This is a genomic window from Psychrobacter sp. DAB_AL32B (assembly GCF_002224105.1).
Taxonomy (GTDB): Bacteria; Pseudomonadota; Gammaproteobacteria; order Pseudomonadales; family Moraxellaceae; genus Psychrobacter.
This window is the reverse complement of sequence record NZ_NEXU01000081.1, coordinates 25,814-50,988: the sequence shown is the minus strand read 5'-3', so window position 1 is coordinate 50,988 and position 25,175 is coordinate 25,814. Positions and strand designations below refer to the sequence as shown.

General features: G+C 39.0%; 20 protein-coding genes. All 20 read right to left on the bottom strand.

Going from position 1 to position 25,175, the window contains the following annotated elements; genetic code table 11:
• Positions 1 to 10: 10 nt before the first annotated feature.
• The 20 genes from asnB to CAN34_RS09895 all read right to left on the bottom strand — a co-directional run bounded on the left by asnB (position 11) and on the right by CAN34_RS09895 (position 25,085).
• Positions 11 to 1,891, bottom strand: a complete 1,881-nt coding sequence (gene asnB, locus CAN34_RS09990; RefSeq protein WP_089555536.1) for an asparagine synthase (glutamine-hydrolyzing) — start codon at positions 1,889 to 1,891, stop codon at positions 11 to 13.
• Positions 1,891 to 2,976, bottom strand: a complete 1,086-nt coding sequence (locus tag CAN34_RS09985; RefSeq protein ID WP_089555535.1) for a glycosyltransferase — start codon at positions 2,974 to 2,976, stop codon at positions 1,891 to 1,893. The genes asnB and CAN34_RS09985 overlap by 1 nt, the downstream gene beginning before the upstream one ends.
• Before the next feature lie 144 nt (positions 2,977 to 3,120).
• Positions 3,121 to 4,020 (bottom strand): glycosyltransferase family 52, encoded by a 900-nt coding sequence (locus tag CAN34_RS09980; RefSeq protein ID WP_089555534.1) that lies wholly within the window; start codon positions 4,018 to 4,020, stop codon positions 3,121 to 3,123.
• 183 nt (positions 4,021 to 4,203) lie between these two features.
• Entirely contained in the window at positions 4,204 to 5,265 is a 1,062-nt protein-coding gene (gene pseI / locus CAN34_RS09975) for a pseudaminic acid synthase (protein WP_089555533.1), read from the bottom strand.
• Entirely contained in the window at positions 5,255 to 5,902 is a 648-nt protein-coding gene (locus CAN34_RS09970) for a formyltransferase family protein (protein ID WP_089555532.1), read from the bottom strand. Before CAN34_RS09970 ends, pseI begins: the two co-directional genes overlap by 11 nt.
• 16 nt (positions 5,903 to 5,918) lie before the next feature.
• Entirely contained in the window at positions 5,919 to 7,040 is a 1,122-nt protein-coding gene (pseG, locus tag CAN34_RS09965) for a UDP-2,4-diacetamido-2,4,6-trideoxy-beta-L-altropyranose hydrolase (protein WP_089555531.1), read from the bottom strand.
• Positions 7,037 to 7,741 (bottom strand): acylneuraminate cytidylyltransferase family protein, encoded by a 705-nt coding sequence (locus tag CAN34_RS09960; protein ID WP_089555530.1) that lies wholly within the window; start codon positions 7,739 to 7,741, stop codon positions 7,037 to 7,039. Before CAN34_RS09960 ends, pseG begins: the two co-directional genes overlap by 4 nt.
• Positions 7,735 to 8,490, bottom strand: a complete 756-nt coding sequence (locus CAN34_RS09955; protein ID WP_089555529.1) for an SDR family oxidoreductase — start codon at positions 8,488 to 8,490, stop codon at positions 7,735 to 7,737. Before CAN34_RS09955 ends, CAN34_RS09960 begins: the two co-directional genes overlap by 7 nt.
• Complete coding sequence (locus tag CAN34_RS09950; protein WP_089555528.1) at positions 8,487 to 9,386, bottom strand: Gfo/Idh/MocA family oxidoreductase; 900 nt, start codon at positions 9,384 to 9,386, stop codon at positions 8,487 to 8,489. The genes CAN34_RS09955 and CAN34_RS09950 overlap by 4 nt, the downstream gene beginning before the upstream one ends.
• Positions 9,383 to 10,267: an aldo/keto reductase gene (locus CAN34_RS09945; RefSeq protein ID WP_217320622.1), complete on the bottom strand. Its 885-nt coding sequence runs from the start codon at positions 10,265 to 10,267 to the stop codon at positions 9,383 to 9,385. Before CAN34_RS09945 ends, CAN34_RS09950 begins: the two co-directional genes overlap by 4 nt.
• Positions 10,264 to 11,430, bottom strand: coding sequence for a UDP-4-amino-4,6-dideoxy-N-acetyl-beta-L-altrosamine transaminase (gene pseC / locus CAN34_RS09940; protein ID WP_089555526.1), 1,167 nt, complete (start codon positions 11,428 to 11,430; stop codon positions 10,264 to 10,266). The genes CAN34_RS09945 and pseC overlap by 4 nt, the downstream gene beginning before the upstream one ends.
• A complete protein-coding gene (gene pseB / locus CAN34_RS09935) occupies positions 11,431 to 12,429 on the bottom strand; it encodes a UDP-N-acetylglucosamine 4,6-dehydratase (inverting) (protein WP_089555525.1) in 999 nt (332 codons plus the stop codon).
• A 356-nt stretch (positions 12,430 to 12,785) separates the two neighbouring features.
• Complete coding sequence (locus tag CAN34_RS09930) at positions 12,786 to 14,123, bottom strand: DUF4910 domain-containing protein (protein ID WP_089555524.1); 1,338 nt, start codon at positions 14,121 to 14,123, stop codon at positions 12,786 to 12,788.
• A 337-nt stretch (positions 14,124 to 14,460) separates the two neighbouring features.
• A complete protein-coding gene (locus tag CAN34_RS09925; RefSeq protein WP_089555523.1) occupies positions 14,461 to 15,477 on the bottom strand; it encodes a glycosyltransferase family 2 protein in 1,017 nt (338 codons plus the stop codon).
• A gap of 22 nt (positions 15,478 to 15,499) precedes the next feature.
• Positions 15,500 to 17,299, bottom strand: coding sequence for an ABC transporter ATP-binding protein (locus CAN34_RS09920; RefSeq protein ID WP_089555522.1), 1,800 nt, complete (start codon positions 17,297 to 17,299; stop codon positions 15,500 to 15,502).
• Positions 17,300 to 17,310: 11 nt separating this feature from the next.
• A complete protein-coding gene (locus tag CAN34_RS09915; RefSeq protein WP_089555521.1) occupies positions 17,311 to 18,348 on the bottom strand; it encodes an NAD-dependent epimerase/dehydratase family protein in 1,038 nt (345 codons plus the stop codon).
• Between the two features lie 39 nt (positions 18,349 to 18,387).
• Positions 18,388 to 19,665, bottom strand: a complete 1,278-nt coding sequence (gene tviB / locus CAN34_RS09910; protein ID WP_089555520.1) for a Vi polysaccharide biosynthesis UDP-N-acetylglucosamine C-6 dehydrogenase TviB — start codon at positions 19,663 to 19,665, stop codon at positions 18,388 to 18,390.
• 82 nt (positions 19,666 to 19,747) lie between these two features.
• Complete coding sequence (locus tag CAN34_RS09905; protein ID WP_089555519.1) at positions 19,748 to 22,030, bottom strand: GNVR domain-containing protein; 2,283 nt, start codon at positions 22,028 to 22,030, stop codon at positions 19,748 to 19,750.
• A gap of 100 nt (positions 22,031 to 22,130) precedes the next feature.
• Positions 22,131 to 23,204: a polysaccharide biosynthesis/export family protein gene (locus tag CAN34_RS09900; protein WP_089555518.1), complete on the bottom strand. Its 1,074-nt coding sequence runs from the start codon at positions 23,202 to 23,204 to the stop codon at positions 22,131 to 22,133.
• A gap of 432 nt (positions 23,205 to 23,636) precedes the next feature.
• Entirely contained in the window at positions 23,637 to 25,085 is a 1,449-nt protein-coding gene (locus CAN34_RS09895; RefSeq protein WP_089555537.1) for a capsule assembly Wzi family protein, read from the bottom strand.
• Positions 25,086 to 25,175: the final 90 nt, after the last annotated feature.

Sequence of the window (25,175 nt, the reverse complement as noted above, 5' to 3'; positions counted from 1 at the left end):
AATACAAAAGCTATCTATTACATTTATTAGAATCTATATTTTCTGAGAACCACATTTGAAACATTAATAAAACCCAAACTTTGTTATCATCGTTTTTTTCTGCATAAAATAATTCTAATAGCTTGGATACATAATTATAATTAAAAATATTATATTCTTTGATCAAATCTTCACTTAAGTATTGATCTAAAAGATACTTAAGATCTTCACGGAGCCAGTAATTTATTGGTATACCAAAACCTTGTTTCTTCCTAAGAAACAAGTCCTTAGGAATATAACGACCTAGAATATTTTTTAATATTTCTTTGTCTTTTTTATACGAAATTGGTAAACTCGCAGCAAACTCAATTATTTTATTATCAAGCAAAGGTTCTCGCCCTTCCAAAGAAGCACTCATTGTTGATCTATCAATTTTAACCATTAAATCATCAGGTAAATAACCTTTAAAGTCTGAAATCATCATTTTTTCTAAATTCGATGTAGTAGCAGGTGTATCTTTGGAAAAATAATAATCTGCTTGTATTAAATTTTTAATCTCATCCTTTGAAAAAACAGAATTTGCAACTTTAAAGCTATTGACAATATCATCATGGTCTAGCATATTTTTAAACTTTATAAACTTTATAAACTTTTTATATAATTTTTTATTAACTTTATTTTGCATAAAAGCAGGGACAGGAAGTACATTAGATAACTTTTTTAATTTTTTTCTAAATGGAATTTTAGATAGGAGCTGAAACCTTTTTTCCATCAGTGCATAGCTTGGGTACCCACAAAATAATTCGTCACCACCATCGCCAGAGAGCACAACCGATACCTGTTTTTTTGCAAGCTCAGAAACCAAGACAGTTGGTATAGCTGAACTATCTGCAAATGGCTCATCAAATATCTTTGATAACTTTTTTATAGTTGCTAAGACATCTTCTTTTTTGCAAATAAGTTCAGTATGATTTGTACCTAGATATTCTGCAATATCTTTAGCATAGTTAGATTCATCGAATCTTTTATCTTCAAACCCAATAGTAAAAGTATTTATAGGTATCTTGCTATTTTTTTGGACAATAGCTGCTACTAAAGAGCTATCTATTCCACCACTAAGAAAAACACCTACAGGAACATCTGCTATCATTCGTAAGTTGAAGGCTTCTGTTATAATAGATTCTAGCTCATCTACAACATTATCTGTCGCAACCTGATTCTCATAAAAATCATTAATATTCCAGTAGCACTCTTTTACCAAATTTTTTGAGGCAATATCATATTTTAAATAATGTCCAGGAAGAAGCTTTTGGACATTTTTAAATATGGTTTTTGGAGCGTGAATATAACCAAACTGCAGATAAGAAGATACAGCTTCGAAATCTATATCTTTATTGAAATCAGGATAATTCAGAAGAGGCTTTAATTCACTTGAAAATATTAATGCATCATCTGTTAAAGAATAATATAGAGGTTTTACACCTGCACGATCGCGGAAGATTTTAATCTCTTGTTGTTTGGCATTGTAAATTGCAAATGCAAACATACCTCTAAACTTATCTACGCAATGTGTTCCCCATAAATGATATGATTTTAAAATTACTTCCGTGTCAGTATTGGAGTCAAATGAGTAACCATTTAATATTAGTTCCTGTCGTATATCCTTGAAATTGTAAACCTCTCCGTTGTATATAATAGCTAGGTGTTCGTAGAGCATAGGCTGATGACCATTAGAACTGATGTCTATTATTGAAAGCCTTCTATGACCTAGAAATATAGAGCATGAATCTAAAGAAAAAACCTCTAGACCCTCATCATCTGGGCCACGGTGTTTCAAGCTATTTAACATCTCCTTAAATAAGCTCGTATTTATATTCTTTTTATAATCAACAACTCCTAATAATCCACACATTATTTAAAAGCCTCGATATATTGTTTCGCAATTTTATCCACTGAAAAATCAGCCGCACGACTCTTTAAAGCATTTTCATCATGTTTATCATTAATAGATTTACACATAGCTTGAGCTAAAGCGCTAACATCACCAACTGGTACTAATATTCCATATTTTCCATTTTCAAGAATTTCTTTTGGTCCTGACTGACAGTCGGTAGAAACAACTGGGGTACCAACACTCATTGCTTCAATCAATACGTTACCAAAGCCTTCGCAGTTAGATGAAAGAACTAATAAGTCAGATGAGGCCAACCATGCAGAAGGTTTTCTACTAAAGCCTGCAAAGTTAACTCGATCAGCTATCTCTAACTTTATGGCTAAAGCTTTTAAATCAGTTAATAAATCTCCTTGCCCCAATATCGTTAGGTAAGCATCTTCTTTTTTAAGAAGAAGGGAAAATGCTTCTAGCAGCGATGGATAATCTTTTTCTTTTTTTAAAGCACCAACAGCGATTATTTTTTTACCACTATGACTTTTCCAATTTCTATAGCCTTCCTCTTCTGTACAAAGATCTGTATTAATTTCTACAGGATTAGATATAACTGTAATACCTCTACGTTTTAGCCCACCTAGTCCACACAAATCGTCAGCTACACCATCAGATACTGCAACTATCGCATTAGCAAAAGGATAAACTAAGCTTAAACTATATTTAAAAAACCAGCGCATTGATCTTTTTTGCATCAAAGGAGCTTGAGAAAATGTTGTATGATCTGAGACTACAACCGAGCCAGATAGTTTCGCTGACTTAAATGCTACAACTGCCAATAACGTCAAAGGCCACATTGATGCTAATACTACATCTGGCTTTTCACTTTTAAAATATTTTAATAAAGGCTTAAACACATAACGTATACGATCTGCTTTCAAGTCTACAACTCGAATTTGGCTGTTTAACTCTGATAAGAATTCTCCCTGTGCCTTGCTTAGAACCATATCAACATTAAAACCCTGTTGTATAAATTCATTAGCTAGTAAAAGAGCTACCTTTTCTGCACCGCCACACCGAAGGTCTGGTAAAAAAAACGCAATTTTTTTCATTATTACTTAGCCTTTTTTAAGCAGAGTGTTGTCTAAAAATCTTGTTATATTTTTTTCTTCGTACTCATAGAAACACTTTCTATAACTCGTATAATTCCACATATTAAAACAGCCTATCAAAAACCACCTGTTTAATACCATTAATCAAACTTCAGAAAGCAAATTAATAAACCTAATATGCTCATTTCTTTTTAAGGAATAAGAGACTGTTGTGTCAATATGGTATACTATTAATTCATTATTATTAGTACTTTGTATATACTTTAGTACTGCTTCCGCAGGACTATGCAATTTAACTACTTTAGAATGCTCTAACCAATTCTCTTCACGCGGATGCATTATATACAACCCTACATCATCAATGATTTTCATTATATTTTTTTTAAGCTTTACTTGCTGTTTAATACTGAAATCCTGAAACGCGGTTCCTAATAAAATAGCATCCGTGCGCGCTGGCAATTTATCTAAGTCTCTATTGTCTAAAAGTTCACTCCAATCCCAATCAAGATTGACTACTCTATCTTTTTCTACAATATTATCTAAATCAGGGAAAACGGTATAATGACGCTTGGTTCTATCTCTTAAATACTTAGCTCCTCCTTTGGGGAAAACCATTTTAGAAACAAGCCCTTTAACTCCTTTCCTAGCAAGAGCTGTCTCATTAAAATACGCTGAAGACTTAATCAAATTATATGAACCATCGTCGAATGTATTAATCTCTAAACTAGGAAAAAATCTATTTGAAAGCGCGAAAGGATAGCTATCGATTACCGCTAAAAAAACTTTACCGTTAGTTATAAATACCATTAACTGTGTCAAAAAAAACTTTATAAAATTGACCGAAACTTTACTACTGCAAAATACATTTATAGTAAAAAAGGCATTCTCCCTGATTCTTTTGTAAGTAGTATAATATTTAGAGTCATCTTCATATTTATTATCAAGATAACAAAATACTAAGATATATTTACTTATATTCTCTACATTTATTATTTTTTCAACAATTAAAGACTGTAGTCTAGTTCTTACGATAAACACATCCATCTTATACACTCCAAAATACTTAATCGTTCGACCGTCTTAAATATAAATATCTTATTACAACCTATTAAAATGTTAATTATTAGTTATTTTTTCGAACGTCATGAAAATTATTTCAAATTCAAGAAAATATGAAGACATATACTCATAAACCATATAAAGAAACATTAATTATTCTCATGGTCTTTATTCAAAAAACCCTTCTACAGTATCGCTAGTAATAGCAGTGTTGGCATTAACGTTTCGTATTACCTTTTTACCTATAATGTTAGCTAGATACTTTGGCGCCAAACCAAATCCAGGGCGCACACTGCGTACAGCCTCTCCAGTGATAGTATCGCCTTCCTCCAGATCTTGTATAAAATACAATGAGCGCCGAAATTTGACGTTGGTTTTTTCACTGGCTTTTCGACTATAATCCACCTGTCCTAACGCTTGCCAAGCGGTCTTGGTATCACGACATAAGGCAGCTAAATCTGCAGGCTCTAGCGAAAAGCTATCATCAGGTCCGCCACCATTACGATCAAGGGTAAAGTGCTTCTCTATAATAGAGGCTCCAAGGGCAACACTAGTGACCGCTGTAGTGTTATCAAGAGTATGATCTGACAAACCTGTCACTAGCCCAAAGCGCTCTATCATATCTGGAATAGTACGCAGGTTGTAATCGGCAGCTGGCGCAGGGTAACCACTGACACAGTGCAAAATAGCAAGCTCTCTACATCCACCTACACGTGCAGCATCTATAGCTTCTTCTATCTCTTCGGCACTGGCCATACCGGTAGATATAATCATTGGCTTGCCAGTGCTAGCAACGTACTTAATCAATGCTAAGTCAACTGCTTCAAAAGAAGCTATTTTGTATGCAGGGGCCCCTAAATCCTCTAGTAGATCTACGGCAGTGCTGTCAAAAGGAGAGCTGAATATCGTAATACCTAGTTGACGAGCATAATCGAACAGCGGCTTATGCCAGTCCCAAGGTGTATGAGCCCACTCGTACAAATCATATAAAGTACGTCCAGCCCATAAACCATCTGAAATTTGAAAATCCGGCAAGTCTGACTTTAAAGTAATCGTATCAGGCCTGTACGTTTGCATTTTAATGGCGTCAGCACCGGCGCGTTTGGCCTCTTCTATAATACGCAGAGCTACATCAAGTTGGCCGTTATGGTTTGCCGACATCTCAGCAATGATATAAGGGGCTCGATTACGACCTATGATGCGACCATCAATATGAATATTATTTGTCATTTTCCTTCTCCAAAATAATCTTATATTTCTCTCCATACAGCTCTATATAAGCAGGAAATCGATCAGGATCACAGACTCGGATTTTATCAAATTGACTCTCAATACTTTTAGAGGGATCAATTACACTATCAGTTGGTGTGCGTTTGGGATAATAAGTTGGCTCTATATCTGGGTCTTGTGGCTTAGGTGAAACACTCTTAAAGTTGCTAATAGCAAAATCAATTAACTCCAATTCTTTTTCAAATATTTGGTGATTAATTTCATCCCATAACGCATGTTTAGGCACTTGAAAATTTAATTTTTTCCATATTTTGCCGCTATCGACATTATTACTAGCTTCTAACAGTGTTAAAGTCAGTTCCTCTTTTCCTTCTAAAATGCTCCATATATGAGGGCTCCAACCCCTACCTTTAGGTAAGTCACTGGCATGCAGTACCAGGCAGCTAATATAAGCCATACGATCTTGATTATTTATAATCTCTGTACAAGAAACTAAAAATAATACATCTCCTCCAGACAGATCCTTTTTCTGACGCACTAGCTCTATCTCATGTTTGCTATTGTTCTTTTTTATCCATGCATATAGATAGTCGTTGACAGGGTGTCTAGGATTACTACATAAGAAGCTGATTTTCATAGCATTTCCTTTAGAGCTATTGGAGTAAAATCTTAGATAGCCGTGTTGCTCCTAGCCCATCAGTAACTGCGCTAGCAGCCTTGCTCATCTCTCTCATCTTAGGTGCGACTGACTCTATACCTTGATCAAATACTAATGGCTCAGCCTCCAACATAGCTATATCGAATGTCAGTGCCGCCCCCACACCTTCTAATACGTTAGCAATAACCTGTTGGTTATCCGCTAAAACCAGCATAATAGTTGGCAGTCCCAAGCAGCACCTCTCCCATGAGGTCGACCCTGCGGCGCCGATAGCCAAATCACTATTGGCCATTAGCTCAGCCATATTATCTACCCCTACCTTTACTACCGTACGCCACCGCATTATCGCGGCTTGTTGTTCTACTGCCTCAATCCATGGTGATGTCGAACCCATAACGATGGTAATTGAACAGTGATCAGGTAGAGATTTAGTTTGCAGTACTTTCAGGATTTTGGTTGTAATATTACCCTTATCAACTCCACCTAAATTAATCAAAATACTTGCCAACTTATTATGCTGACGCTGCTCTAAGCTGTAGCTTCGCCACTCTGCAAATTCAGGCCTGAGTAACGCATATACAGATCCGCATAGTAATTCACAATCTTCATTAACATAGGCAGCATAGTCTTGCAGATCACGACCAAAGTTTTGATCAAGTAAGACGTCGCAATTATGCTTCCGATCTGCCAAATCATCGATTACCATTAATTTTTTACAATATTGACGTAGCCTTTTTTCCCAATTCTCATCTAAGGCATAGTGATCAACAATCAACCAATAAGGTTGTATCGCTTTTACTATCGATCGGCTTAGCTCAGCATCTCTACATTGTGTACTAGCCAGCCAATCAGCGTGAGCAAGTGCAGTCTTATTGTTTGTTTCAATATACAAGTCATTTTCTAAAGGAAGTGGATACACTTTATGTCCATGCTTCTGAATTTCCTCAATCAAATTCCCGTGGTGTCTACGGCATATAAAAACACATTCAGCTCCTTGTTGAGCCATTTCATTAGCTAAAGTCAAACAACGCATGACATGACCGGTTCCTATTTGAATAGAAGCGTCACAACGAAACACAATTTTGCAGCTTGGTTCTTTTATAGTGAGTGGTTTCATGGTGAGCGCTTACTGGCTACGACTAATACATTGGCAATTTCTAAATCCTCATAGTCGTCTATGTCCATGGCGCTTTTTAATGATATTGGCTCAAATGTGTAATCTGGTGAATAGAACGTCTGGTGAGCCAACAGCGCTTTCACTGTAGATATCCAAATAGCTCCCGTTGGACAATAAAGCTTAGGCAAGTCTTGCGAGCGCTGAGTCAACGTTTCAGAAAAAACTTGAGTGGGTCTACCCTCATCATTAATCGTTGCCGCCCACCACGGGTTCATCCATCCATATTCAAAGCAGCTAATTTGAGCCGTGCGCTTCTTTGCTTCAAATATAGCAACTAGCAACTGGATATCCACACTAGTTCGTAATGGGCAATTAGCCATCAATTGGACCACCACACTATATTCTTCGTTCCAATACTCCATAGCCTGCTGTAAGGCAAATGTTGTAGCCTCGCTGACTGTGGAATAATCATCAGCAAAGTCTTCGCGTAGAAAAGGCACTTCAGCACCAGCGCGGATAGATACCTCGGCTATCGCTGAATCATCGGTAGAGACCAAGATGCGATCAAACAACTTTGATTCTCTAGCAGCTTTGATCGTCCAGGCAATCATCGGCTGACCATTAAAATCGGTTATGTTTTTTTTCGGGATTCGCTTCGAACCGCCGCGAGCAGGAATAATGGCAATTCTACGTTTTACCATAATGTCCACCCGCCATCAGCCTGAATGGTTTGACCATTGATGGCTTTACAGTTTTCTGAAACTAGAAAATCTAGAGGTCCTATGAGCTCAGACTCAGATAACATACGACCACTTGGCGCAAGCTGTGCGTATCTGGCTTCAAAGCTATCATCAACACGCCCGCTGACACCGCCATAGGCAATACAATTAACCCTTATGTCAAATTCGGCAAAGCGTACCGCCAACTCCTTTGTTAGATGTATCAATGCTGCTTTAGCAACCCCGTATTGAATAGGCGACTGTGCTGGATAATCTTCGTATAAAGCTGGATTGGCAGCGACGATACCGTATTGAGAGCCTATATTAGTAATGGTGCTTAGCGCGTTTGGTTGGATATTAAAAAGCCACATCGATAGCTCATAGGGTACAACGACATCCATCAAATACTCAGCTAAAAAGTCTTCACGGCTGGTCTGACCTAATGAGTCTGTCTGCAAAAACAACAAGCTACGCGCATTGTTTACCAAGTGATTTACGGTATAGCCGGTATCTTGAATGTGCTTAACGATCTCTTGTACCGCTTGCGGTTGAGTAAAATCCACTATCAGCGGCATCAAACAACAGTCGCCAGCTATCTCTTCCATTAAACTATTGGCATTGTCTTGACAGGTCGTCGTAAATAATACCCGCCAGCCTTTATTGGCAAAATGCTTAACAAACTGCCTGCCAAACTTACCTGTACCACCAGTAATCAAGATCGTCTCTTTCATTGGCTACCTCTTTCAAGCAGTTGCACCACTGTTGTATTAAATGCTCTATCTGACATTACCTTCTTGTCTGAGATGCCTTGTATAAAAGCTTGCAAAGCTGCTTTAAAAGCTGAGAATGAATCTGTAAAGGTAAAGTCCTTCCAACCACTCGTACCAAACACTCTAATCGAGATTGGGGTTTGCACATCACCAAGCGCAAAAAAGCTAGTCTGTATGCCACTGCTCCAACAAACCTTTAGGCTACCTGAGCTGTCAGCTCTATTAGTAGCAGGAGCAGTCATTTCGACTGGCTCGTCACCCTCAGAGAGCATGTTTAGCACAGGCTCAATAATATGAATAGCATATTTAGACCAAGACTTTGGGGTAAACGCGGTGATCTGTTTGATAGGTCCCAGACTTTGCTTATCCGCCGTAGTCAGGGCTAACTGCTCACTATATCTAAGCGCTGAGCAGGTAAAAATCTGACCGGGATATCGTTCTAAAGCATATAGCTTTTCTAAGTCGTCAATTGATAAGGCAATGGGTTTGTCTATATAGATAGGGATGCCTTGACGTAAGAAGGGTTCGGCATACTGCAAATGATTGTGAGCATCATCACGTGCCAAAAGAATGGCGTCCACTTGTCCAATCATATCTGAATAGCAAGACACGACTCGCTCGATTTTTGCGGCTTTGGCGATGTGCTTAGAGAGCGCTATCTCCTGCGTCCATATAGCAGTGACTTTAGCGGCGCTAATTTGACTCGCAGGCCAGTCCTGTTGTTCTAAATAACGCGGTATAACGGGATAGCCACACTTTTCCATTGCCGCTGAATCGTAACCATTAAAAATAGCACTCCATGAATAAGGATGCCCATTACCTTCAGATGAGCCGATTACTCCCAATTTTAATGTCATAGCTGCCACCTCGACGGATTAATCAAACCTTCATCTACTGATTGCAAGAAGTCAGGAATGTCAGTGATAGGAGTATCAATTGCAGCAATTATTTGTTTCAGCTGCCAAATATCATCTACTCCGACTATGATTTTATCGATATCACTATGTTGGTTAAGATAGCTTAAGCAGGCCTGCAAAGGAGAGAGGCTTTGTTGATTTAACCACTGATGGTACTGTTTAATTAATGGCACCCATGGAGTAAAGTATACTGGGGTTTTTTCGCTTGGCATCAATAAAAGACCTTGTAAGAAAGCCGACCTAACATGAATGGCTACGCCTGCTTTTTTTAGCTGTTTAAGCATTCCTGTATTCTCCATACGCCGATCTAATATATTCATAGGGGCTTGAATTACATCAAAATCGAATCTTTTGATTAGCTCGGATAATTCATCAGGACCATAAACAGAAACCCCAATTTGTTCCACCATGCCCTGCTCTTTGAGTTTTAATATCGACTTATATATTTTCTCTCCGTTTGTCCCTAGCAACTGGGCTGGTCTATGTAGTAATAAAGCCTGCAGTTTACTTATTTTTAAACGCTTTAGTGAAGCAAGCACTTGCTTTTCTACCCATTCTTCTACCTTTAGACAATCAAGTGGCACTTCAGGTAACTTACTTACTATGTTAAACGTCGCAAGATTGTACCGTCCTAAAATCTTTTCACTATCACCATAACTAATAGCGGTATCGAGCATCGTTATGTTAAATGCGCTGGCTATTTTAAGTAATTGCTCAACCATGTCGCCTGGTACTTTATCTGCCATATTGGCTAGACCATATTTCAGTCCGAATTGAGCGGTTCCTAAAGCCAACTTCTGACCCTGCCCCATGATATTCATGACCTTATGCATAATAAGGTTTGTAATGTCGCGCAGACGGTATTTTGCTGCTCATCAGTCATTGCTGGAAACATAGGAATACTGATTGCTTCTTTATAATACTTTTCCGCTTCAGGGAATTGACCAGACTCAAACCCCTGCTTTTGATAATAGGGCTGCATATGTACAGGGATATAATGCAGATTAACTAGAATCCCTGCAGCGCGCAGCGCGTTAAATACATCAAGATGGGTGGTGTTAATTTGTTCTAATTGCAGACGAATGACGTATAAATGCCTAGCTGAATAACTGTCGGGGTGTTGCCAGGGCAAGGTAATTGGTAGGTTTTGAAGTAGCCCGTCATAGCGAGACGCTAGCTCATGACGCTTAATAACAAACTCTTCTAACCGTTGCATTTGTGATAGCCCAAGAGCGGCTTGCAACTCTGTCATTCGATAGTTAAAGCCCAATGCAATTTGCTGATAATACCAAGGACCATCCATAATCTGCGTCATCAGCCCATCATCACGAGTAATACCATGACTGCGCAGTAGCAACATTTTTTCTGCTAGATCTGCCCTATTGGTCACGGCAGCGCCACCTTCAGCACTAGTGACTATCTTGACCGGATGAAAACTAAATATAGTGATGTCGCTATAGCGGCTATTACCGATGGGTACATCTTGATATTTACCACCGATAGCATGTGAGGCATCTTCAATAATCTTAAAACCATACTTTTTAGCCAACTCATGGATCGCTTGCATATCACATGGCTGACCACTGAAATGCACAGGGATCACTATTTTGGGTAGCTTTCCTACCTTTTCCGCTGCAATAAGCTTTTTCTCTAATTGTTTCGCGCAAAGATTATAAGTGCGAGGATCGATATCAACAAAATCAACTTTGGCACCGCAATACAGAGCACAATTTGCTGAAGCGACAAAAGTATTTGGTGTTGTCCAAAGCCAATCGTCATTGCCTAACCCTAAAGCCAAACAAGCGATATGTAATGCCGATGTGGCACTATTAACAGCAACAGCATACTTGGCATCACACGCATCTATAATGGCCTGTTCAAATGCAGGAACTTGAGGGCCTTGGGTCAAAAAATCTGATTTAAGGACCTCAACAACAGCATTAATATCTTGCTGATTGATGTCTTGGCGGCTATAGGGAATCATTTAGACGCTCCCTATTTTTTCGCAGTTTATCTCCAGCCAATCTTGTAGATCGTCGTCAGACATCCACTCTGAATTGCTGTCACTGGCATAAATAAAACCTGGAGGTACTTTCTTGCCACTTTTGATTCGTTTTGGACATGCTGCCCAGTTATTTATCATCGGCAAAATTTTGAAATGCTCAGGATACTCATAGGTATAACAAGCGTCTTCGCTACTGATCATTTGTTCATGCAGCTTCTCACCTGGACGAATACCTATAATTTCCTGCTTGGCTTCTGGGGCAAGCACTCTGGCTAGATCTGTCATCTTAATAGAAGGTATTTTTTTGACGTAAATCTCGCCACCAATCATATCCTCGAATGCATGCCAAACTAACTTAACGCCATCTTCTAATGAAATCATAAAACGGGTCATACGCTCGTCTGTAATCGGTAGCACACCTTTATCTTTAATAGACATGAAAAAAGGAATCACTGAGCCACGAGAACCCATGACATTACCATAACGTACAACTGAAAACTTAGTGCCATGCTCTCCAGAATAAGCGTTACCAGCTACGAACAATTTATCGGAAGCAAGTTTAGTAGCACCATAAAGATTAATCGGGCTACTGGCTTTATCAGTAGATAGCGCAACCACACCTTTAACCCCTTTATCAATACAGGCATCAATTAAGTTCATTGCACCATTGATATTGGTTTTTACGCATTCAAAGGGATTGTATTCAGCGGTAGGCACAATTTTAGTAGCAGCAGCATGGACAACATAATCAACTCCGTCTAATGCACGATATAAGCGCTCTTTATCACGAACATTGCCGATGAAGAAGCGCACTCTATCATCACCGACGAATTTTTTCGCCATATCCCACTGCTTCATCTCATCACGTGAAAAGATGATAATTTTTTTAGGGTTATATTTCTCTAAGGTCATTGGTAAGAAGGTATTACCAAATGAACCTGTACCGCCAGTGATGAGAATAGTGCTATCAGTCAACATGTAAAATCCCTCTACCAGTTGCAAGGCTACCAAATATTGTTCGATCATTTATTCTGTAATAAACTTAACAAAACTATAACACACATTAATATGTAAAATAAAGAAATATATATATTTATTAATATTGATATTTGAATGTACAACTAGCAACAATGAATTAAACGTAAAATAAATGATAAAAATTAGTCATCAAAAAAAGAGCTTTGGCCTAAACATATGATTATTCATATATTTAAGCCAAAGCTCTTTATTGGTTAGAAGAAATTAAAGTTACCTACAGTCAAAATAATTTAGAAAAAATATAGGTTATAGTTTTCGATGTGGAAAAGTAAGCAGATTAGTAATTAACATAAAGGTCAAGTTAGCAATTTTGAATAGTCATAACTATCGCCATGATCTGAAACCAAGTCAACACTTATAAGTAAATCTTCAGCTTTCAACTTATTTATAGTGTCTTGCAACACCCATAATGGGGCGTTTATTTTTTCTGCTATTTCTAGATTTGTACTTACTCCATCACAGTAAGCCAGAAAATTCATCATATTTTTGACAACTAAGCTGCTGTCTTTGGTACCGATTGTGGGATGTAAACCTCTCTTGCCAAGTTGTGGTTCGCATAAAAAGTTTGTTGCAAGTACTTCATTAGCTTCAAGACATTCAATCGATTTTTTTAGCACTTCATAACTACCAAGCAGCCCAGTAGCAGTGACCAGCTCCAAGTCATCTAAAGAGGTGTGATACTCTGGATAGCATCCATACTTTGTCCTCATGATTGAGCATACAGGCAGATCTATACCCTTGCTACAGTACTGTCTTTCATCACTTCCTCTGTCTAAAAAAGAATAACTGACAAACTCTGGATGAGTGTGGATTAAAACATGTTTTGCCACTTGGTCTGCTAACGTGTCACCGGTTTTGGAAGGCAAATATGAGTAAGCCCTATCATCACCTACACAGGTAATATTAAACCCAGCAATAATGTTTTGTTTCATCGCTTCATGATGACGACTGAGGTATGTGATTGAGCCAATAGTTTCAGGGATGATAATAATACGATAAGTATATTTTCTAAATGGCAAGCTTAAAAGCCACTTTGCCAAAAATACCGTTACCACTGGTCCTGATAGCTCATTGTTTGCCATTGAGGGATGACACAAATAACTTGATAAAAAAACCTCCTCTTCCGTTTCACCTGGAATGATCAACTCCCCGTAGGTTAAGCTTCCTTCTCGTAAATCACTGTCTATATATACGCTATAATTGCCGGGTTTGAGCGTGTCCCGCTCTTGTTGAGTGATACAAAAACCCCATCTTTCTTGATAGTATGAGGTTATATACGGTATAGCATTCGGTTGCTCTGGCAATGAGTAAAGATGCTTCTGCAATTCTTCAAGCGATATTTCTTGATTTACGGGTATAGAGTAGCTAACGGCATGAAGGTTAGAAACTTGAAAGTCACATATCTTTTTGCCATCAGGAGTAATAATATAAGCGTCTCTAATATTCCACTCTTTTGGGACTTCCCAATCAAAGCATTTGGTACCAGTTGCTACCTCAAACATATTCAAATCATTCAATTGCATATCATTTTTTAGTATCTTTAAGGATTCTCGAAAGCCTGCGCCAGTTATGCTACGACATATCGGAAAAAGCTTTTCACAAAGCTTATGCATTTCTATACCAATATTTTTCATTACTTAGTTCTCCTTTAGCCTAATTAAGAATATCCCTTATTTTATCCGACCTTAATACCGCTGAAATGAGACACTCACTGACAACACATAAACTCTTAATCACTAAAATTATGCTGCAAAGTACTTTTTTTGTAAAGAATATAAATCCTATATTCCGAATATATATTATCTTAATGCGTATAAGGTAACTTAATTAATTCTGTTTATAGTTTGGTTTTTACCGAAGGTGAAGGGCTAATACATTAGGAGTCAGAAATATAAAGATTTAGTAGACACCTACAGTCGGTTCAAAATAAAAGCGCTACGATTGTAGTAAAGTAAATAGCTTTATATCGAGTCATAAATCCCACTCTTTTTCTCTTATCCCTTCAAAATAAGCCGTCTGATCGCCTCTCAGTATAAAAGACATAAGCCACTGTGCACGGAAATACAGTTTATACTGATAGTCCTTTTCGCTGATAAGATCAAAAGGGTTTAAACTTATATTAAACTGCTTAGCCAATCTACGATACTCGCTCATAATTCGCCAAATAGTTATCCACCCTTTATTGGGCATGACACTAAAAAACATCTCAGCACTGTCTATCAAGTACAGCTGAACAAAACGCTGCTTTACGATATTGATTTCCATATCAGTTTTGGCAAGTACCAAACTTTCTTTCAGTCCACAAGTTGATGTGTAAAGACGATCAAGTGATTTTAGACTTATTTCACCTCTAGTAATAGAAGCGAATTCTTGATGATATAGATAACCAACGATATCTGTTTTTAAAAAACTCGTGACGAGAAGCGGAACAGTGAATGCCAGTGGGATGTCTTCGTAATAGCAGTAATCAGGATAACGAACTTGGTTTTTAATTAAAAAATTTCGCCTAAAAGCTTTGCACATTTGAGGCATAAACCTACTCAGAAGTATATGAGGGATTTCTTGTGTATTTATATATCTACCTGCTACCACGCCTATTGTATTCATAGGAATACCATCTGAGCTTATAATATTGAAATCAATAAAATCATACTGATGGTCGCAGTTGTCTTTTATGCACGCTAATGCCTCTAGCGTTATATCATCATCAGAGTCGACGAACCAAACATATTCACCTTTTGCGAGTTTCAGCCCCGTATTCCTAGCACCACCAGGACCTTTATTTTTTTGTTTTATTACTGTTATATTGGCTTGTGGCAAGCTATCTCTAAAATCTGTAAGTAAACGATAAGTGTCGTCAGTTGAACCGTCATCAACTAAAATAAGCTCGAGATCGAGATCGCTCGACATTATTTCTTTTACACGTTTAAGAAGTCTCTTGCATTTATGTGCCGAATTGAAAAACGGAATAACCAAACTTAAGTACATATCAGAGCTCCCGTCAGTAACGCTAAGCGTATTTAGTCATTTCTTTAAACTTTACATTACGTACCACAAGTTCCTGATAGGTCCCATAATCAATTATTTTACCGTATTCCATAAAGTAAATAAGATCACATTTCTCTACAGTCTTTAGACGATGAGCAATCATGATAATGGTCTTTTGACCACTGAACTCATGGATAGCGTCCATGACTATCTTTTCAGTAATACCATCTAATGCACTGGTTGCTTCGTCGAATACTAAAACCTCTGCTTCATGATAGAGTGCGCGCGCAATACCGATACGTTGCCGCTGACCACCTGAGAGCTGTACGCCGCGCTCACCTACTTTGGTATTGATACCTTCTGGCAGTTGCTCCACCAATTCTGTCAAATTGGCTAAATTTAACGCTTTATTAACTTGTTTTAGGCTGATGTCTTTCGCCGGAATACCAAAGGCAATATTTTCAGCGATGCTTCCTTCACTTAGAAAGATGCTTTGTGGTACAAATCCCAATAGATCTTGCCAGGCTCGTTTATTATCTGCAGTGATGCGAATGTTATCGACATATATACCGCCCTGTTGCGGGGTCAGCAAACCAAGTAATAAATCTATCAAAGTTGATTTGCCAGAGCCTGATGAACCAACAAGACCAATCACACTATTGACAGGGATACTCATATTGACGCCGTCCACGGCCGCTCTATCCTTACCAGGATAACTAAATGCTATATCATTCAGAGCAATGTTTTGATAAAGGTTTATGGATGGAACTATCGAGGCTTCGCTGACGATCTTCTGGTTTTCAAGTGAGCGCTGTAAGTCATCTTTGACGGCCTCGAACGCAGCGACATTACCTTTAATAACAGATAGACTAGAATATATTTGCTGTAAAGCTGGCAACAACTTAAATGCCGCCAGAGCATAAACTGCTAAGATTGGTAAGACTTCTCCTAAATTACCAGAGTGTACCTTAATCAATACCAATACTAATGAAATCATCGCACCAAATGCTATAAGCTCTATAAAATATCGTGGTACTTGGCTAATAGCTATATTGGTTCCTTGAGCACGAGCGAAGACTTTACCGCTATCATGAAACCGAGTGATAAAATCATGGCTACGGTTTAGCAGTAGGACGTCTTTAATACCGCCAAACCCTTCGTTCATGAGTCTAAAACGTTGGGTCGACACTTCAGACAGCTGTTGACCATTACTTTCTAATTTTTGTCGCACCAACCTATATAGTACAAAGTATGCTAACGAAAATATGAATAATCCCAATATCGCGATAACTGGATCATAAATCACGATACTGATGGATATAAATAGTGCTAAGACTAGCTTGGAATTCATTTGCATCAACGGTTGTATGATGTCATTACTGATGCGTGCCGCTTCAGTGGATACTTGCTTAGTAAGCTGTGCACTACTACCGCTGGCATGAAACTGCCAGCTTTGCTGCATATAGTAGGTATAGAGACGATCCGCAATCTCAGTACCGATCCGCGCGCCAAAGATTGATAATCTCCAAATTGTAAACATAGAAATGACAGTAGAAAACGTCAACATAACTAGGACTATCACACCAGTATAGAATAAAAAGTCCATAGGATTATTTAAGCCAGACATCTGATACAATTGCGCAAAAACGCCATTAGTCTCTAGTATGCTAATATCACCAACTAAAGCCATAAAAGGGGCTATAGAAGCAATCCCTAATAGCTCTGTAAACGCCATAATAACCACTAACACTTGTAGCGTATAAAATTGCTTTAGTTGCTTATCCGTCAACAACGAGAAAAGCTGCATAATTACTTTCAACATAGATTATCCAACTACAAGTTGTTTTGTAAAAAATCAACATACCAAGGCATCGCTTTTCTGATACCTTGGACGATATCGAATTTAGAATCATATCCTAATGCGTTTTTGATTTTACTGATATCTGCTTGACTGTGACGCACATCACCTTCTCTAAAATCACGATAAATCGGCGCTTGGCTATAGTCTACGCCATTAGTATGTAAACTATCTTTTAACGCATTAAATAAGGTATTTAGCGTAGTGCGACCACCGACTGCCACGTTATATACTTGGTTTTTGACATCGTCATTAGCGGTTGCTGCTAAAATATTAGCCTGCACAGCATTTTCAATAAAATTAAAGTCACGGCTAGTGTCACCATCCCCATTAATATAAACTTTTTCACCCTGAATCATGGCCGCCGTCCATTTAGGGATTACGGCCGCATAAGCACCATCCGGAGTTTGACGCTTACCAAAAATATTAAAATAACGTAGACCAATAGTATGAAAATCGTAAGTACGAGCAAAGACTTCAGCGTATAGCTCATTGACATACTTAGTCACTGCATAGGGTGATAAAGGCTTACCTATAGCATCTTCGACCTTTGGTAATGCTGGATGATCACCATAAGTCGAGCTACTAGCCGCATAGGTAAAGCTAGCTACCTTAGCTTCACGAGCCGCGACTAGCATGTTTAAAAAACCTGAGATATTAGTGTCGTTAGTATTGATAGGGTCAGCGATAGAGCGTGGCACTGAACCTAATGCCGCTTGATGTAAGACATAATCTACGCCTATGCAAGCTGTCTCACAGTCTGCTAAATTTCGTATATCACCTTCCATGAATTTGAAACGTTGCCATTGCTTAGCAGTTACCACCGACTGAACTTCGTCTAAGTTGTGTCGAAAACCAGTGGCAAAATTATCTAATCCAATGATTTTTTGATTCAGTAATAACAGACTCTCAAGTAGATTCGAACCTATAAATCCTGCTACCCCTGTGATGAGCCAAGTCTTTGGTTTATTAACTAATGCTTCTGTAACTTGTTGATAAGCAGTTACTTTCATAGTAAATGTCTCCCATATTGCTTTGATTGCTCTAGCGGTTTAAAGGCGTATGTCAGTTTCTTCTTTAGTAAACAAATACTTTAGATCGTAGAGAACATGACTGTCTTTACCTAACGCTCTTATTTTCTCTATTCCCATCGCTACAAACTGCTCATGAGCGACCGCTAAAATAATGCCGTCGTACTGATTTGCTACAGGTTGGGCGATAGGAGTAATATTGTATTCCCGCTTAGCCTCGTTAGCGTCTATCCAAGGGTCATGAATGTCGATCTCGATATTGTAATTTCGTAGCTCATGTACAATATCGATCACTTTAGTATTACGTACATCTGGACAGTTTTCTTTAAAACTGAGTCCTAAAACCAAAACTTTAGCACCTTCAACTTGTATACGTTTTTTTACCATGGTTTTGACCAACTGCGTAACCACATACTCACCCATACTGTCATTCAATCGCCGACCTGCCAATATAATCTCAGGGTTATGACCAATGGCTTGCGCCTTATGGGTCAGATAATAAGGATCGACACCAATACAATGACCACCTACTAGGCCGGGACGAAATGGTAAAAAGTTCCATTTGGTACCTGCTGCTTCAAGTACTGCTTGAGTGTCTATACCCATTTTATTAAAGATTACCGCCAACTCATTAATCAGGGCAATATTGACATCCCTTTGGGTATTTTCGATGACTTTGGCCGCTTCTGCGACCCTAATACTTGGGGCTTTATGCGTACCAGCGGTAATGATTAAGTTATAAACCTCATCAACAAAATCAGCGATTTCAGGTGTCGAGCCTGCCGTTACTTTTAGGATATTGGTTACGCGGTGCTCTTTGTCACCCGGATTGATACGCTCAGGGCTATAGCCTGCATAAAAGTCTTGGTTGAAGATTAATCCAGATACGTCCTCGAGTATTGGGACACAAACCTCTTCAGTCGCCCCTGGGTAAACGGTTGATTCATAGACTACAATGTCATCTTTTTTTAGGAATGAACCTACTGTCTTTGAGGCCATAATGAGTGGGGTTAAGTCAGGTTGCTTTGAGCTATCAATAGGTGTCGGTACGGTTACAATAAAGAAATTACAGTCTTTGAGCGTTTGGATATCTGAGCTATAGCGTAAATGTATCGCTACCGCTAGCTCTTCATTACTAACCTCCAAGGTATGGTCTGTGCCTGCCATCAGCGCAGTAATGCGGCTGGCATTAATGTCAAAGCCTACCACCGAATGCTGCTTGCCAAACTCAACTGCTAGAGGAAGTCCGACATAGCCCAAACCAATCACAGCAATTTTTAGCTTATTTATATTTATCATAGCGTTCTACCATTTAACTGTTTCTAAAAAGCTTGGTTAACTAGCTGGCTTATAGATATAACTGTGATAACCCTGCATCATATTATCGATTGTCGGCATAGCCATAGGTATAGCGATAATGGTAGCTATATTTACTCATCAGCCCTTGCTTTACGTCATTGAGAATAATGCCATCTACTCGAGTATTAGAGTTATACATTTGTTTAACGGCATATATCAACTGTTTTTCCATTGATTCATCGTATCTGGTTATCATGAGTACTTGGTCTGCATATTGAGCTAACACCATTGCATCTGAAGCGGCCAATAATGGTGGTGAGTCGATGATAATATAGTCGTACTGAGACTTTAATCCTGTTAGCAACGCTTCAAACTTTTCGCTGATTAGTAGTGATTCAGGATCACTTGGATGCTTTCCGCGTGGCATAAAGTCAATATGCGCTATATCACTAGGGTGAATAAAATTCTCTAGACTAAAGTCAGAGACATCGTTCATGATTTGATTATCGGCGCTTTTGTTAAATTGGTTAAGTTGCAAACTGCTGTCATCTAACAGCAGATAATCTGCTAGGCCATCATATTGACTCATACCAAAAACCTTATGCAGCTCACCCATACGCATATCGGCATCTATGACCAAAACTTTTTTGTTCAGCTGAGCAAAGACTTCTGCCAAGTTAGCAGAGATAAACGACTTACCAACGCCTGGGCTTTCACCAGTGAACAAAAGTACTTTTGCTTTTGGGCTATCTGAAATGACCGTTGGCATACTCAAGATAAGTCTCGTTCGAAGGCTTTTGATCGCTTCATAACTCAAACTACTATTATCAACATGAGCCAGCATTCGAGGGGCTGCTTTTTTGTTCATACTTAATCGTGATAATACAGCAGAGCGTGGAATCGTGGCGATGACTGGCACTCCTGTCTTAGACTCAATACGTTCAGGGTCTTTAACGACATTTCTAAGCAGGTTCATAATGAATATTAATAAAGCACCTAACAGAGCACCTGCTAGGGTGGCTAACATTATTATTAATTGTTTTTTAGGGGTAACGATTCTATTGGTATTGATAGGCAAATCAATGATACGGGCGTTGCTGACTTCACCTGCTTTGACAATTTTTAGCTGCTCGTAGTTCTTAAGGATGGTGAGATAGATCTCTCTATCGATGTTTACATCCTCAGAGAGTGTCAAGAACTCTCGCTGTACTTCTGGTAGCGCACTAATGGTATTGTCGATTTGCTGTTTTCTAGCATTCAATACTCCAAGTTGTTCGTTTATCTGGATGACTAAAGGATGCTCATTGGTATAGTAAGTGGTTAGATCTGCCCTTTTTAGCTTAAGCTCACTGATTTGTGTATCAATTCCAGCATTTTCGCTAAGCAATATTGAGGCTTCTTGTGCCACATCAATGGTGCCAGTATTTTCACGAAACTTATTAAATATTGCTTCTGATGCTTTGAGTTTTTGTTTTAATTCTGGAATTTGTTTTTTCATAAACTCAATAGTTTTGATAGTTTGTTCCGAGCTACGTGTTTGGTCCTGTGCACTATAAGACCGTACAATATGTTCTAATATTAGGCTAACTTGCTTTTGGTTTAGACCTGACAAAGACAGCTCGATCATACCGGTCTTAGTGCCTTCTTCCACTACTGATAACGCACTATTGATAGAGTCCGTGGTGATTTGCAGTGATTGCTTAGTAATATCGATAGGATGTCCATCAGTAGGTAGATCATTGACCATAATTTCAATGAGACCGCTCTTGCCTATGAAACGATGGGCTTTGTTCAACTGCCCCTGAAATTGCTCACTATCATTACTTAAAACGAAGCCTGTCTTAGTTCTTGATAAAGTGAAGGGTTTATCTAAATAGTCTTCTGTCACATTAAACTGACTAATTTGTACCCGGCCATCACTAGTCTCGAGTACAACGCCATCAGCACTATTCATTTGCACGTTCGTTTGGTTGTTTTTTATTCTATCTATCTTATTAACTGCTGGATCATTCAATTTAATACCTAAATGAAGCAAATCCACCACTGGCTCTAATACCATGCGAGATCTTATTAGCTTAATCTGCGCTTGCATTGAACTATCATCAGGTGGCAATAGCTCTGCTATATTCGATCCTAGACCTGATAAGTTTTTGGAGGTTTCATCAATTTGAATCAATGCATCTGATTTAAAAGTAGGGTTTTCGTAGCGAACATATAACACCCCTATTATTAAACCCAAAATTGCAAACAGAGCAATGATCTTCCAGCCGCGTAATAATACTAAAAGCAGACCCAGTAGATCATTATCTTTGTCGGTACCTCTGAGGGTATTGTGTCTAGATAAATCTTTTGAATTGTTATCCATAACTATGTCTTCATCAATTAGTGTTAGTCAGTCAGCTTATTTTTTTAGTCCATTATTCAAGGCTCGTGATGATATTATCAAACGCCATAACTGTTATCGCTTAAAAGTCTGAGATTGACCTGATCGCAGAAGTTGATGGTAAAAGAGCACTGATCACACGGTTCCAACGAGTTAGGCCCGTAGGATCAACGTAAAGAATGTCATTGGCTTGCATCTCAAAGCGATTTGCCAATGCTAAGCCGGTAATAGTCTGCATATCGGCATAATAGATATTGGTATAGTTATACTTTGAGTTATCACGGACAATATATACTTTGGCAGCATTGGCTGTGCTCGCATTTAAACCACTTGATTCACCCAGTACGTGCGCTAAGCTAAGCCCCTGCTCAGGTATAGCGACTGGTGCGATTCGACCAAACTCTCCCAAGACATAGACTTTATTACGGCTTTGACTATTGACATGAATGGAATCGCCATCTTGTACATAAATTTGGTTGGCAGATAGTCCCATCTGCCTTAATGACTGCAACCCTAAGTTATAATTTTTACCTCGGCGATTTAATACAATATTATTTGAATCGCCTGTCGTAGTGGCACCCCCTGCCATGGACAAAGCACCATATAAGGTGACCGGTGCATCAGTAATAGGAAACTCGCCAGACTTAGCAACTTCTCCATCGATAAAGAATTTGCTACCAAGATAGTTGATGACTCTGACTTGCGGGTCTGAGTATTTCAGATAGCGTTGCAACCTACCTTGTAATACTGCAGTGAACTGCGGCACACTCATGCCGCTTGCTTTGATGCGCCCTATCAATGGAAACTGAATAAAGCCTTGCTGATCGACAGTCAGACTTGAGGTTGATGCACTGATATTTGGATAGTCAGTGAGCACTATACTCATTACGTCTCCTGCTTCAATACGATAACTCACTGGCCCTGAAGCTTTGACCAAGTTATATAGCTCATTGTCGAGTACGGGAGCTTGCTTAGCTGGTAAGGTCGCTACGTCTAATGGTTGAACATTGAAGGTAATACCATTTTCTGCGACAAAGGCACCACTGGGCGGTAAGTTGCCCGCTTGTAGTCCAGAATTAATACTGCTACAACCAGCTGTGACAGTGAAGAGCACTAAGCACGCTATCGTCGATAATTGAGATGAATATCCGCCCATAGTAAATCCCTTGTGATCTATAGCTATCAGTAACAGCTATTAGCGATACCGTAATTTTCATAATGTAGGGCTATGACAAACTCATTAAATAACTACATTACAAACAAAAAACGTCTTAGTGATAATACGAGTCATAATCTAGTAAGCAGTGGTTACCTATTTAACAGAAACTATATATACTAAATTGAATTTATATAATCATTAACAGTTATATACTATCTGTCAACAATTGGCAACAAAAGTTATTTATTACTTACATTAGCTAAAAGGGGGAGAATTACCGGATGAGCTACCAGATCTGGCAGCAATTGAGGCTATTGGTTAAATTTTTGACAAAAAAATAGGACTTGCTAACTTATTAGCAAGTCCTATTCTGGTTATATACAACATTACCCTAACTTATAAAAACTCATATTGCTAAGCAGCTTTACTCTAATAAGTTTGTAGCTCGAGACCTACACCTACGCCGACATCAGTCGATTGGATATCTGAATCTACTGCCCAAATTCGGCTAGAGATGAGCGCTTTGGGGTTGTATTGATGCTCCCAAGCGACATCGATACCAGTCAGTTTATCAGTATTTGGGAATGCTTGATTGGTATCGTTTCTTCTATTCGCTTGATTTACCTTGGCATGCTGCACTTTTGCATTGATAAAGTTACGGTTATCAAGCCATAATCGACCACCAAGCGCGATACTTTCTGCATCGCCGCCTAGGGCATAGCCTAATGGGTAGCCTTGCTGATAATAACCATCGGTATAAATACTATGGTTATAAGAGATACCTCTTATTTCACCACTAGTACGGGTATCGGTATATTCTGCATAAAGCTGGTACGGCTTACCATAAGCATCAGCAGCATAATCAACACCCGCTAAATACATGTTTTTAGCGGGTAATCCGCCCGCTTCGTCTTCACCGATATACTGAGCATAAACACCCGCAGGTACATTCACCAATGGCGCCAGATTTAAGCGCGCATCAAAACCAGCAAGTTGGTTGGCAGGGTCACCTCTTTCGTTACCACCATTATCTTTGGTTCCTAAGAGAGCATCAGTAAAGGAGCCAAAACTTTGTGGACGACCTTCACCACCCCACATAAAGGTACGAGAAGCACCTACTTCTAACCACTCCCATGGGCTGGCCGTAAGCCTTGCGCCAAATAACTTAGCATCCGGAATAGCTTCATAATCCTCTAGCTGACCTGCAAATAACTGATATTGCCAAGGCCCGACCCACGATAAATACTTCGATGTAGGCGCTGTTTGCTGATCACGTTGCATGGTAAAACCAGCGACTGGCAAGCTTGCATCGCCTCGAATAAGGCTGCCATCATGTCCAGGTCCCCACCATGTTGGTATTTTACCCGCTATTAACCATTGATTGGCAGCAATACCCGCAAGATACGAGCCTTCAAAGCTAACGTCTGAGCTGTCGTCGATGAGTTCATCATTTTTCAAATTGGCTTGTAAATTAAATTCCCATTCCGCTTCGCTAAGCGACACCCCAACGCTTGCTTGTTGACCAGCAAGTTGATCGTCGGCAAATTTTTGTGGTAGCTGACCTCTATCAGTTTGTATATGCAGTGCTGCCGATCCCTTTACTACTGAGTCACGGTTCTGATTCAGTCGCGTTTGTACTGACTGTAATATCTGCTGCTGCGCTGGCGTTTGAGCATTAGCCGTATTTAGAGCGCGCTTAATCTCGTTAGCAGTCAACGGCCAAGTACTGGTGCTAATCTGCGTCACCCCTTGAGTATTAAGCCAGTCAAGATCTGCTTTGAGTTTTAGATCATTCATATACAGGTTCTGCGCTGATGCCAGCATAGACACTGTCGATAGAACACCAAAACCCAGTAAAACACTCAGTTTCTTATACATCATTAAATACTCTTTGGTTACCAGCTGTTAATTATAAATGCTATCTGTCAAACATCAATCAGTAGTAACGTAATAAAACTGTACAGCCAA